The sequence below is a fragment of the Streptomyces sp. NPDC104367 genome (assembly GCF_055583825.1).
In genome coordinates this window covers 1-12,694 of the sequence record NZ_JBVJND010000003.1, presented here as the reverse complement: position 1 = coordinate 12,694, position 12,694 = coordinate 1, and the positions used below count along the sequence as shown (strand labels likewise).

Sequence of the window (12,694 nt, the reverse complement as noted above, 5' to 3'; positions counted from 1 at the left end):
GGATGCATCGCCTGTCGGGAAAGGTCGCCCTGGTCAGCGGTGGCGCACGGGGCATCGGACGGGGCATCGCGGAGATGTTCGCGGCGCAGGGCGCAACGGTCCTCGCGGTCGACGTCCTCGACCCGGAGAACCCGTCCACCGCCCCCGGGCCCGGCCGCCTCGAGTACGGCCGGCTCGACGTCACCGACGAGGACGGCTGGGCGGCGGTCGTGGCGGACGTCGAGAAGCGCCACGGCAGGCTGGACGTCCTGGTCAACAACGCCGGAGTCGGCTCCTACGAAGCCGTGCACGAACTCGGCGCCGCCGAGTGGAACCGGGTCCTCGGCGTCAACCAGACCGGGGTGTTCCTCGGCATGCGGGCCGCGATCCCCGCGCTGCGCCGGGCCGGCGGCGGCTCCGTCGTCAACATCTCCTCCATCTACGGCGCGGCCGCCGTCCCCGGCTCGCTGGCCTACCAGGCCACCAAGGGCGCGGTGCGCAGCATGACCCGCAACGCCGCCGTCACCTACGCCCCCGACAACATCCGCGCCAACGCGGTGCTCCCGGGCTGGATCCGCACCCCCATGACCGAGGCGCAGACCAGCGAGTTCAACGCGGCCGTCATCGCCTCCACCCCGATGGGACGGGGCGCCGAGCCCCGCGACATCGCCTACGGCTGCGTCTACCTCGCCTCGGACGAGTCCGCCTACGTCACCGGCACCGACCTCGTCATCGACGGCGGATTCCTCGCCCGGTGACCGCGCCGCCCGGAACCACGACACGAACGACACCGAACACAGGAACAGGTGAGAAGTCCATGGGGCGTCTGTCAGGCAAGGTGGCCCTGGTCACCGGAGGATCCCGCGGCATCGGCCGGGGCATCGTCGAGGCCTTCGTACGCGAGGGGGCCACCGTCGTCTCGGCCGACCTCGACGCGGCACCGGAGCCGGTCGAGGGCGCCGAGGAGGTACGGCTCGACGTCACCGACGAGGACGGCTGGGCGGCGGTGGTCGCCGCCGTCGAGGAACGGCACGGCAGGCTCGACGTCCTGGTCAACAACGCCGGCCTCATCTCCTACGAGCCGATCGAGACCCTCACCCTCGCGGAGTGGGACCGGGTCGTGGCCGTCGACCAGACCGGGGTGTTCCTCGGCATGCGGGCCACGATCCCCGCGCTGCGCCGGGCCGGCGGCGGCTCCCTCATCAACATCTCGTCCGCCTGGGGCGTCGTCGGAGGCGTCGGCACCCACGCCTACCACGCCAGCAAGGGCGCGGTGCGCAGCATGACCCGCAACGCGGCCATCACCTACGCCGCCGAGAACATCCGCGCCAACGCCGTGATCCCGGGCTGGATCGCGACACCGCTCACCGACGCCCAGCCGGCCGAGCTCAACGCCGCCGTCCTGGAGGGCACCCCGATGCGCCGCGGCGGCACACCCGCCGAGATCGCCCACGGCTGCGTCTACCTCGCCTCGGACGAGTCCTCCTACGTCACCGGCACCGACCTCGTCATCGACGGCGGCCTGCTCGCCCAGTGACCCCTCCCGGCACCCCGCTCCAGAGAAAGGCAGGACCATGTCCGCGTCCCTGACCGTCGCCGCGATCCAGTTCGAGATGCGCGAGGTGGACGGCTTCCCCGCCTTCGCCCGCCAGGTGCGCGGCCTGATGGACCGCACCGGCGACGCACGTCTCGTCGTACTGCCCGAACTGTTCACCGCCGCCCTGTTCACCGCCCGGCCCGGCTGGCGCGACGAACCCGTCGCCCGCCTCGGCCTGATCGACGACCACACGGAGGCCTACCAGGAGCTGTTCACCGAACTGGCCCGCACCCGCGACCAGGTGATCGTGGCCGGCACCCACCTGGTGGCCGCCCCCGACGGCGACGGCGTCCTCAACACCGCCTTCGTCTTCTTCCCCGACGGCTCCGTGGTCCGGCACGTGAAGACCCACATCTTCCCGGCGGAGGCCGGCTGGGGCACCCGCGAGGGTGACGTCCTCGCCCCGTTCACCGTCGACGGGGTCACCGTGGGCGTCTCCGTCTGCTACGAGACCGAGATCCCCGAGGTCACCACCGTCCTCGCCCGGCAGGGCGCCGACCTGATCGTCAGCCCCTCGTACACCTTCACCGAGGCCGGGTTCTGGCGGGTACGGCACTGCGCCCAGGCCCGCGCCATCGAGAACCAGGTCTACGTCGTGCACTGCCCGACCACCGGCGACCCCGGCGCGCCGCTCTCGCCCGGATGGGCCCGCGCCTCGGTGCTCGGCCCCTGCGACAGCGGCTTCGCCCCCGACGGCATCCTCGCGGAGGCCGCCACCAACACCGAGGACGTCATCACCGCCCGCCTCGACCTGGACCTGCTCCGCGAGAACCGCCGCACCGGCGCCGCCACCACGCACACCGACCGCCTGCGGCGCTCCGGCCTCTACCGCAAGTACGCCGACGCGCTGCTCACCGGCGACCTCGGACCCGACGCCTGACCCGGCACACCGCCGCCGACTTCCGACCGAACCCACCACGGAGGCTCCGATGCCCCTGAACCTGCCCGAGGGCAAGACCCTCGCCGTCAACATAGGCGCCGACTTCGACGCGCACAGCGTCTGGATGGGCACCTTCAACCTGACCAGCCCGAGCTACCTGTCCCGCGGCGAGTTCTGCGCCGAGGTCGGCGTGCCCCGGCTGCTCGGACTCTTCGACCGCCACGACATCCGCGCCACCTGGTGCACCCCGGGCCACTCGATGGTCACCTTCCCCGAACGGGTCCGCCAGATCGTCGACGCCGGCCACGAGATCGCCGCGCACGGCTGCTACCACGAGGGCGTCCCGAAGCTGGACGCGGACACCGAACGCCGGCTGATGGCGGCCCAGCTGGACCAGCACGAGAAGTACGTCGGCGTCCGCCCCCGCGGCTACCGCTCGCCCGCCTGGGACTTCACCGACCAGACGCTCGCCGTGCTGGAGGAGAACGGCTTCGAATGGGACTCCTCCCTGATGGGCCGTGACTTCGAGCCCTACCACCCGCGGCCGGTACAGGTCGGCTGGGAGGAGGGCAGCAGCTTCGGCCCCGCCAGCCCCCTGGTGGAGTTCCCGGTCTCCTGGTTCCTCGACGACTTCCCGGCCGCCGAGTACATCCCCGGCGTCAACCAGGGCCTCGGCTCCAGCGAGGTCATGTTCCAGCGCTGGAAGGACCACTTCGACTTCGCCTACCGCACGGTCCCCGGCGGCGTGCTGACCCTCACCGTCCACCCGCAGACCATCGCCCGCGCCCACTACTTCATGGGCTTCGAACGGCTCATCGAGTACATGGCCGGCCACGAGGGCACCTGGTTCGCCACGCTCAGCGAGATCTACGACACCTGGACCGAGGACTGACAAGCGAGGACCGACCGGGCCGGGGGACCCGCACCGGGAACCCCCGGCCCCCGCACAGCAGGACCCGCTCCGCACCCGCCGCCCTCCCCGTTCCCCTCCGCAAGGGACGCCCGCCCCACCGTGCCGCCCCGTCACCCCGTTCCGTCCCACAGGGAGAACCGCCCCATGAACGCTCCGCACACCCCGTCCGCCGCGCGCGGCCCACGCCGCACCTCGCGTCCCGCCCGGCGCCTCGCCGTCGCCGCCTCGGCCCTCGCCCTGCTGGCCGCGGCCACCGCCTGCTCGGTGCCCACCGACGACGCCGCCGGCACCACCGCGGCCGACACCGTGAAGGGCCCCGACAAGGTCTCCGACCTGAAGATCGCCTACTTCTCGGCCGGCACCAGCAACGCCTACCTCCAGGCCGCCATCGGCGCCGCCAAGAAGAAGGCCGACGCCCTCGGCGTACGACTGGACGTCTTCGACGGGGAGTTCGACGCGCAGAAGCAGTTCGACCAGATCCAGACCGCCCTCACCAGCGGCAAGTACAACGCCTTCGCCGTCGAGCCCAACGACGGCAACCTCGTCTGCAAACTCCTCACCCAGCAGGCACCCCGCAAGAACATCCTCGTCTCCGTCTTCAACCTGCCCATCTGCGGCCGGGCCACCGGGCTGGGGGAGGAGACCTACGAGCCCGGCACCGTCACCTACGTGGGCGGCCAGACCCTCGACGTGTACGAGAAGTGGGTCCGGCAGGTCATCGAGGACCACCCGGACGGCGCCCGCATCGCGCTCATCTCCGGCCCCGACCTCAACGCCAACACCCTCTGTTTCCAGAAGGCCGCCAAGGAGTTCGCCCGGCACAAGGGCTTCGAGGTGGTCGCCCAGCAGACCACCGACTACACCACGCCCAAGGGCAACTCGGCCGCGCAGACCATCCTGCGCGCCAACCCCGACCTGGACGTCATCATGTCCAACTTCTCCGGGATGAGCCGAGGCGTCGTCCAGGCCGTCAACAGCGCGGGCCGCAAGGGCAAGGTGCAGATCTACGACTTCGGCGGCGACACCTGGGCGCTGGACTCCGTCCGCAAGGGCGACCTGGAGCAGACCGTGATGATGCTCCCCGCGCGGGAGACCGAGGAGGCCGTCCAGGCCCTCGCCGACCACGTGGCCGGCAAGGACGTGGCGCACTTCATCAACCTCACCGAGTCCTCCGAACTCCCCGGCACCCCCTTCGCCACCGCCAAGACGGTCGACTCCTTCCGCCCCGAGTACTGACGGGGCCCGCACGCCGCCACCCGACCGAACCAGGAGTCACCCATGCCCGACACCCTCCCCGCCCCGCCGGACGGCGGCCCGGCCCCCGCCGCCACCCCCGCCGTCGTCTGCCGGGGCGTCGCCAAGATCTTCGGCCGCACCTACGCCGTCCGCGACGTCGACCTGGAGATCCCGCCCGGCACCGTGCACGCCCTCGTCGGCGAGAACGGCGCCGGGAAGTCCACCCTCCTCGGCATGATCAGCGGACGGCTCGCCGCCGACACCGGCACCGTCGACGTCTTCGGCACCCCGCTGGACGCCGGCGGCCCGCGCCGGGCCCGCGGCCTCGGACTGGTCGCCGTCTACCAGGAACTCACCATGATCCCGGCCCTCAGCGCCGAGGCCAACGTCTTCCTCGGCGGCAACCTCTCCCGGCGCGGCGTCCTGGACCGCGCCGAGATGCGCCGCCGCTACCTGCGCATGTGCGAGGACTTCGAGGTCGACATCCCGCCCGACGCCGAGGTGCGCACGCTCTCCGTCTCCCAGCAGCAGATCCTGGAGATCATGCGCGGGGTCCAGGCCGACGGACGGATCCTGCTCCTCGACGAGCCCAGCGCGGCCCTCGCCGAACACGAACGGGACATCCTCTACCGGATCCTGGACCGGCTGCGCGCCCAGGGCACCACCGTCGTCTTCGTCAGCCACAACCTCGACGAGGTGCTGCGGCTCAGCGACACCATCTCCGTGCTGCGCAACGGCAGCCTGGTCAGCACCGGCCCCCGCGAGCGGTGGAACCGGCAGGAACTCATCCGCGCCATGGTGGGCCGGGAGATCGAGGTCACCGCCCGCGGCGGCACCCACGAACCCGGCGGACCCGCCCTGGAGGCGGCCGGCGTCACCGTGCCCGGCGTCCTCGACGACATCGACCTGCGCGTCCACGAGGGCGAGATCGTCGGCCTGTGGGGACTGGTCGGCTCCGGCCGCACCACCTTCATGCGCGCCCTCGCCGGACTCGAACCCACCTCCACGGGCGAGCTGAAACTCGGCGGCGCCCCCGCGCCCTGGCCCGGCTCCACCCGCCAGGCCATCGCCTCCGGAGTGGTCATGGTGCCCGAGGACCGCAAGAACGGCCTCGTACCCGCCATGGACGGCACCGACAACATCAGCGTCGGCATCACCCGCGCCACCCGGGGCGGGCGCGTCGACCGGGGCGCGGAACACGACCGCGCCGAGCGCTACACCCGGTACTTCGGCTTCGCCGCCGACCGGCTCGGCGCCCCCGTACGCCACCTGTCCGGCGGCAACCAGCAGAAGGTGCTGCTCGCCAAGTGGGCGGCCCGCGACCCCCGCGTCTTCCTCATCGACGAACCCACCCGCGGCATCGACGTCGGCGCCAAGTCCGAGGTCCTCGCCTCCCTCGTGCAACTGGCCGCGGACGGCGCCGCCGTCGTCGTGACCTCCTCGGAGCTGGAGGAGGTGCTCGCCATCGCCAACCGCCTGCTCGTCTTCGCCGGCGGCCGGGTGGTGCGCGAGATCCCCGCCGACTCACCCAGCTTCCGGGTGCGCGACATCGTCCGCCTGGGCTTCTCCCACTCCGCCGCGAACCACCGTGAGGTGAGCTGAAGTGAACTCCTCGACCGTCTCCCCACCCCCCTCCGCCCCCGTCACCCCGCCCCGCGGCACCGCGGACACCGGCGACCGCGCCGGCCGGGTCCGCGCCCTGGCCCTGCGCTTCAGCATGCTGTGGGTCCTGGTGCTGCTGGTCGCCGCCGCCAGCGTCCTCTACCCCGGCTTCCTGCGCCCCGCCAACCTCCAGGACATCCTGACCCAGAACGCCGCCGTCGGGATCATCGCCGTCGCGATGACCTTCGTGATCATCTCCGGCGGCTTCGACCTCTCGGTCGGCGCCACCTACGCCCTCGGCTCCACCGTCTTCGCCGGGGTCACCAAGTCCACCGGCTCGGTCGCCCTCGCCGCGGTGTGCGCCCTGCTCGCCGGGCTCGCCGTGGGCGGCGTCAACGGCACGATCATCGCCCGCTGGAAGGTCAACCCCTTCGTCACCACCCTCGGCATGTCCTCGGTGATCTCCGGCCTCGCCTACGTCTACTCCAACTCGGCGCCCTTCATCGTCGACAAGATCACCTTCCAGTACCTCGCCCTCACCACCGTCGCGGGCGTCCCGCTGCCGATCTGGCTGCTGCTCCTGGTCTTCGTCGCCGGAGCGCTGCTGCTCTCGCAGACCGGCTACGGCCGCAACATCTTCGCCATCGGCGGCAACGAGGAGGCGGCCCGGCTCTCCGGACTGCGCGTGCCCTGGCTGGTCGGCAGCGCCTACGTGATGACCGGCGTGGCGGCCGCCCTGGCCGGCATGATCGACGCCTCCCGGCTCGGCGTGGGACAGGCCGACGTCGGCGCCACCGTCGCCCTGGACACCATCGCCATCGTCGTGGTCGGCGGCACCTCGCTGCGCGGCGGCGAGGGCGCGGTGTGGCGGTCCGCGGTCGGCCTGCTCATCCTCGCCACGCTGACCAACGTCTTCTACAGCCTCAACATCAGCCAGCACTGGCAGCTCATCGCGAAGGGCTGCATCGTCGTCGCGGCCGTCGCCATGGACTCCCTGCTGCGCCGCCGCCGCACCTGACCACACCCCAAGGGCCCGGCGACCCCCTCCGGTCGCCGGGCCCCTCGCCATGCCCCGAGCCCCCGTGCCTTCACCCGCACCACAGCCCTCCGCAAGCAGCTCCTTACCCATTCGTTACGCACGACTGTGTCCTGTACGGGCCCGGCTATGCATGATGAATGCGCTCATCTCATTGCTTACGGCGACCTGTGGCTGTTCGCGCATCCAAGGACGGGAGGCACGCCCGTGTCCTATCCGAAGAGATCCGAGATCGACTGGCCCACCCGGAGCCCCGGGCAGCCTCCCGCCGCCGCGGTCGTGCTCGGCGACGGCACCGTGGAGGCCGAGGACGGCGAACGCGCCGGCACCCCCGGCCCGGCGGTGCGCTACTTGCGCGCCCACCCCGACCTCACCGCCATCGTGGTCGCCTGCGTCCGCGACGAGCCGGGCCGCACCGGGTTCATGTGGACCGACGGCTCCGCCCGCTCCCTGGTGCGGGTCTGGGTCGACCCCTTCCACGACCCGCGCGGCCGCCCCATGGGCCGCGTCCTGGTCGAACCGTGCCGGCCCTCCGCGCCGTACGGACTGACCCTGCGCGAGCTCGACGTCCTCACGCTGCTGGTGGCCGGACTCACCAACAACGAGATCGCCGAACGCCTCGTCAGCAGCCCCCGCACGGTCACCACGCACGTGGACCGCGTCCTGACCAAGCTCCAGCTCTCCGGCCGGGCCGGCGCCGCCGCCCTCGCCCTCGACCAGGGACTCGTACGACTGCCCCTGCCCGGCGGCGGCACCCGCTTCGAGCGGCTGCGGCTGGGCCGGGTCGCCGCCCTCGCGCAGGGCGGTACGCCGGTGCCCTCCCCGGTGCCCGGCGCCGCCCGCCCGCTGCGCCGCCGCCCCCTGCTGCTGGGCGCCGCGCTCCCGCTGACCGGGCCCGCCGCCGACGACGGCCGCGAGATGCTGCTCGCCACCCGGCTCGCCCTGGAGGAGATCAACGACCTCGGCGGGATCGCCGGCCGGCGCGTCGAGATCGTCACCGCCGACTTCGACGTCACCGAACCCGCCGCCGTGCGCGCCGCGTTCACGGAACTGGTGAACCACGAGGTGGACGCCCTCACCTCGGGCTACATCGGCCCGCAGGACGTGGCCCACGAGATCGCCGCGGACTACGGCCGCCCCTATCTGCACGCCGCGACCCTCGACTCGATGGTGAACCGGGTCGCGGAGGACCCCGACCGCTACGGCGGCATCTTCCAGGTCTGTCCCAGCGACACCTGTTACGGCCCCGGCTTCGTCCGCTTCCTGACCGGCCTGCGCGACAGCGGGCAGTGGCACCCCGAGTCCAACCGGCTGACCGTCGTCCAGGGCGTGTGGCCCCTGGGCGACCTGGGCCGCTCGGCGATGGCCGCCGCGGTCGAGGAGGGCGGCTGGACCCTGGACGTCATCACCGACGTCGGCATGCCGGAGGAGTCCTGGCGCGGCGTCGCGCGCCGGGTCCGCGCCGCCGAACCCGCCGCCGTCCTCGTCGGCCACTACTTCCTGCCCGGCAGCATCGCCTTCCTGCGCGAGCTCCTCCAGGACGGCCCGCCCATCCTGCCCTACCTGCTCTACACGCCGTCCATCCCCAGCTTCCGCCGCGACCTGGGCGCCCTGTCCGAAGGCGTGCTGTGGGCGACCGTCACCGGCACCTACTCCGACCACCTGGGCCAGTCCTTCGCCGCCCGCTACCGCCGCATGCACGGCGTCCCGCCCGGCCGCTCCCACGCGGGCATCGCCTACGACCGGGCGCGGATGATCGCCGGCGCCTGGGCCCAGGTGGACGACCCGCGCGACCACCGCCGCGTCGCCAAGGCGCTGCGGGCCACCATCCACCGCGGGGTGAACGGCTCGTACTACTTCGCCGACCCCGGCCAGGCCGCACTGGCCTACCCCGAGATGACCCCCGACCCGTCCATCGGACAGGCCCACCTCGTCTACCAGATCCAGGGCAGCCGGCAGCGCATCCTGTCCCCGGCCCCCTACACCGACGGACGGTTCCGGCTCCCGCCCTGGTACGCGGGCGACACCCTGCCCACCGCCGTGTGACCGCCCGTCAGGGCGACTGCCGCGGCGGCGGGCCGGTGAGCAGCCGGTGCTCGTGGGCCTCGTAGCGGGTCCGTTCGCGCCGCGCGGACCGCCGGCCGGACAGCACGGAGACGAGCCAGCCGCTGAGGAAGCCCGCGGGCACGGAGACCAGGGCCGGCGTGTTGTACGGGAACCAGGCGAAGTCGGCCTCGGGAAAGGCGGACAGCGGAGTCCCCGAGACCAGCGTGGTGCCCGGGGTCAGCGCCAGCACGGTCAGGGAACCCACCACGAGGGTGGTCACCAGCGCCGCGCGTGTGTAACGGCGCCAGAAGAGGCTGTAGAGGAGCGCCGGGGCGATCGCGGAGGCACCGAGGGTGAACGAGACGGTCGCCAGCGGCTGGAGGCTGCGGTGCTGGGCGAGGACGGCCAGCAGCACCGTCGGAACGCCCACGGCCAGCGCGCTGAACCGGGCGAGGGCCAGCTCCCGGGACGGCGCGAGCGGCGTGGCCCGGGACGCGGTCAGATCGTGGGCCAGGGTGTTGGCGCAGGCCAGCGTCATGCTCGCGACGGAGGCCAGCAGGGTGAGGAAGACGGAGGTGGTGACGGTGGCGAAGAGCAGGCTCTCCGACCGCGACAGCCCGGTGCCGAACGCGGCGCGGGCGCCCAGCAGGTAGGCGGTCGTGCCGTGCGCGTCGGCGGCGGTGATCCGCTCGTGCCCCACGAGCGCCGTCGCGCCGACGCAGATCACCGTGAGCATCAGGATGAACAGGGTCACCGAGGAGACCGCCCAGGACATCGCCCGGCGGACCTGGCGCGAGGTGCCCGCGGTGTACATCCGCATGGTCACGTGCGGCAGACAGGCACCGCCCAGCACGATGGCGCACTGGGTGGAGGCCATGTCGAGGGCGGGATGCGGACTGCTGGAGTACTGGAGCCCCCAGGTCAGGTAGGCGGGCCCGGCCCCGCTCCGCCCGGCCGCCGCGTGGAAGAGCGCCTGGGGCTGCCAGTCGAAGGCGCGCAGGATCAGGAAGCTCACGACCAGCCCGGAAGCGAGCAGCGCCACGGTCTTGAAGATCTGCACCAGCGCGGTGCCGGGCATCCCGCCCAGCGCCGCGTAACTGATCATGAGGACGCCGGCCCCCGCCACGCACCCGTTCTTCATCGCCGCATTGCTGAACCCGAGCACGTACGCCAGCAGTTCGCCGACCCCGGCGAGCTGGACGACCATCATCGGGACCAGTGCCGCCAGGGTGACCAGGCAGGCGGTGACGCGCACGGACCGCGCCGGATGACGGTGGGCCAGCGCGTCGCCCATCGTGTAGCGGCCCGTGTTGTGCAGGGGCTCGGCCAGCAGGAACATGAGCAGCAGCAGGGAGAGCAGGGCGCTCAGCGCGAGGACGATGCCGTCGTAGCCGCACAGGGCGATGATCCCGCCGATGGTCAGGACGGTGGCCGCCGATATGTAGTCACCGGCGACGGCCAGCCCGTTGCGCAGTGGCGAGAGGGAGCGGTAGCCGGTGTAGAACTCGGGGAGGTCGTCCGCCTCGGGGCCGGTGAGCACACAGAGCAGCAGGGTGAGGGCGACGACCGCGCAGAACGCGCCGAGCGACCAGGACTGGGCCGGGGCGCTGAACCCGGTCACGGCGCCTGCTCCCGGTCCGTGACCGCCACCCTCATCTGACGGCGGGCGCGACGCGTCAGCGGATCCACGAACCGTTTCGCGGCGGCCTCGTGGAGCAGGACCGCCAGCCAGGTGACCGGGATCTGGGCGAGCGCCAGGAGCAGGCCGGTCGGCAGGTCGCCGGGGCCCGGACGGGCCATCAGGGAAGGGGCCTTGACGGTCAGCGTCAGGAAGACGACGAAGTAGCCGAGCGCGGTGAACGTCGCCACGCGCCGGTGCCAGCGGTACGCGCGCCGCAGCAGACGCAGGGTGCGGTGGGCACCGGCCCGCGGCTGCGGCCCGCGGGTCCCCGACGGGTCCTGGTCGCTCGACCAGGCGGGCGCAGGATGGTCGTATGAGGGCCGACCCGAGGGTAACTCGGGGAGATTGTAGGACATTTCGGCAACTCCTCGTGGGGCCCGCGCCCGACGCGTGGGGGAGCACGTGCGGGGTGAGCGGTTCGGGTGACCGCACGCCGTGCGGCAGCCGGATCGGGGGAAGGCCTTGGCGCCGGTCATCCGGGACGACGTCGCGTGCGTTGCCGTCGAGTGCACAGGGCGCCATGGTCTCCGACGTGCGCGTTCTGCGCCAGAGGTGCGGCCGGGGTCGGTGCGGGAGGCCCGGAGTGCGATCAGCTGACCGTGGGATCTTCGCCCGGGAGATGATGAAGCATTGACGGAGCGCGAGGCGGCGCGCACTTTTCAGAAAGTGCGCCGTCGCACACCTCGGCGGTGGACCGGGCGGTCAGCGGAAGCTGAGCGTGGAGCGGCGGACGACCAACTCGGGCTGCAGCACGACCTGACGGTGTTCGTGCGTGGCCGCGGTGCGCTCCGCGGTCTCCTCCAGCAGCATCTCGGCGGCCATGGCGCCCATGGTGACGGCGGGCTGGCGGACCGAGGTGAGCGGGACGGCCGCGGCCGCCGCGAACTCGATGTCGTCGTAGCCGACGATGGCCATGTCGTCGGGAACACTCACGCCCGCCGCGTACATGGCCTGGAGCACCCCGAGGGCGAGCAGGTCGTTGGCGCAGAACACGGCGGTGGGCCGGTCGGCCAGGCCGAGCAGCCGGGCGCCCGCGTCGCGTCCGGCGGCCACGTCGAACCGCTCGGTCGGCAGCTCGCGCAGCGCCTCGGGCCCCAGGCCCGCCTCGGCCAGCGCGCCGAGGACGCCCGTACGCCGGTCGCGGACCTGGTTCAGTTCGGCCGGTCCGCTGACGTACGCGAGGGACCGGTGCCCGCCGTCGAGCAGATGGCGTGCGGCGAGGCTGCCGCCGGCCACGTCGTCGACGGAGACGGAACACCCGGTGATGCCCTCGGCGACACGGTCCACGAGGACGAAGGGGATACCGCGCTTGCGGAAGGTCTCGATGTTGCGGCTGGTCACGTCGGTCGGCGCGAGCAGGACGCCGCGCACCCGCTGCTCGGCGAAGAGCGCGAGGTAGTCGGCCTCCTCGGCGGCGCTCTGCGCGCTGTTGCAGACCATCACGCCGAGTCCGGCGTCGCGGGCGGCGCGTTCGGCGCCGCGGGCGACGTCCACGAAGAAGGGGTTGCCCATGTCGAGGACGAGCAGGCCCATGATCCGGCTGCGGCCCGCGCGCAGCTGGCGCGCGGACTCGCTGCGGACGTAGCCGAGCCGGTCTATCGCCGACTGCACCCGCGCCCTGGTCTCGCCGGCGACGGTGTCCGGACGGTTGATGACGTTCGACACCGTGCCCACCGAGACTCCGGCGGCACGGGCCACGTCCTTGATACCCACCGACTGGGCCA

Annotated in this window: 11 protein-coding genes; 8 read left to right on the top strand and 3 right to left on the bottom strand. The window is 72.6% G+C overall.

Annotation, left to right across the window (positions count from 1 at the left end; genetic code table 11):
* The first annotated feature begins 2 nt into the window (after positions 1-2).
* The 8 genes from ACZ619_RS05710 (at position 3) to ACZ619_RS05675 (ending at position 9,289) form a co-directional block, all read left to right on the top strand.
* The gene (locus ACZ619_RS05710) at positions 3-737 is read left to right on the top strand and encodes an SDR family NAD(P)-dependent oxidoreductase (protein ID WP_469594557.1); all 735 of its coding nucleotides are present in this window, start codon (positions 3-5) and stop codon (positions 735-737) included.
* 59 nt (positions 738-796) lie between these two features.
* The gene (locus ACZ619_RS05705; RefSeq protein ID WP_469594554.1) at positions 797-1,516 is read left to right on the top strand and encodes a glucose 1-dehydrogenase; all 720 of its coding nucleotides are present in this window, start codon (positions 797-799) and stop codon (positions 1,514-1,516) included.
* A gap of 37 nt (positions 1,517-1,553) precedes the next feature.
* Positions 1,554-2,456, top strand: a complete 903-nt coding sequence (locus ACZ619_RS05700; RefSeq protein WP_469594553.1) for a nitrilase-related carbon-nitrogen hydrolase — start codon at positions 1,554-1,556, stop codon at positions 2,454-2,456.
* 49 nt (positions 2,457-2,505) lie between these two features.
* Positions 2,506-3,348 carry a polysaccharide deacetylase family protein gene (locus ACZ619_RS05695; protein ID WP_469594551.1) on the top strand — a complete coding sequence of 281 codons (843 nt, stop codon included), beginning with the start codon at positions 2,506-2,508 and terminating at the stop codon, positions 3,346-3,348.
* Between the two features lie 165 nt (positions 3,349-3,513).
* Entirely contained in the window at positions 3,514-4,605 is a 1,092-nt protein-coding gene (locus ACZ619_RS05690) for a sugar ABC transporter substrate-binding protein (protein WP_469594549.1), read from the top strand.
* A 42-nt stretch (positions 4,606-4,647) separates the two neighbouring features.
* Positions 4,648-6,207 carry a sugar ABC transporter ATP-binding protein gene (locus ACZ619_RS05685; RefSeq protein ID WP_469594547.1) on the top strand — a complete coding sequence of 520 codons (1,560 nt, stop codon included), beginning with the start codon at positions 4,648-4,650 and terminating at the stop codon, positions 6,205-6,207.
* 1 nt (position 6,208) lies between these two features.
* Positions 6,209-7,225 carry an ABC transporter permease gene (locus tag ACZ619_RS05680; RefSeq protein ID WP_469594545.1) on the top strand — a complete coding sequence of 339 codons (1,017 nt, stop codon included), beginning with the start codon at positions 6,209-6,211 and terminating at the stop codon, positions 7,223-7,225.
* 225 nt (positions 7,226-7,450) lie between these two features.
* Positions 7,451-9,289, top strand: a complete 1,839-nt coding sequence (locus ACZ619_RS05675; protein WP_469594543.1) for an ABC transporter substrate-binding protein — start codon at positions 7,451-7,453, stop codon at positions 9,287-9,289.
* A 7-nt stretch (positions 9,290-9,296) separates the two neighbouring features.
* Here the strand turns inward: ACZ619_RS05675 and ACZ619_RS05670 are convergent, their stop codons facing one another.
* The 3 genes from ACZ619_RS05670 to ACZ619_RS05660 form a co-directional block, all read right to left on the bottom strand.
* Positions 9,297-10,910 (bottom strand): sodium/solute symporter, encoded by a 1,614-nt coding sequence (locus ACZ619_RS05670; RefSeq protein ID WP_469594541.1) that lies wholly within the window; start codon positions 10,908-10,910, stop codon positions 9,297-9,299.
* Positions 10,907-11,326, bottom strand: a complete 420-nt coding sequence (locus tag ACZ619_RS05665; protein WP_469594539.1) for a DUF485 domain-containing protein — start codon at positions 11,324-11,326, stop codon at positions 10,907-10,909. Before ACZ619_RS05665 ends, ACZ619_RS05670 begins: the two co-directional genes overlap by 4 nt.
* Positions 11,327-11,672: 346 nt before the next feature.
* Positions 11,673-12,694, bottom strand: a 1,022-nt coding sequence (locus ACZ619_RS05660; protein ID WP_469594537.1) for a LacI family DNA-binding transcriptional regulator, incomplete at its 5' end; no start/stop codon positions are given.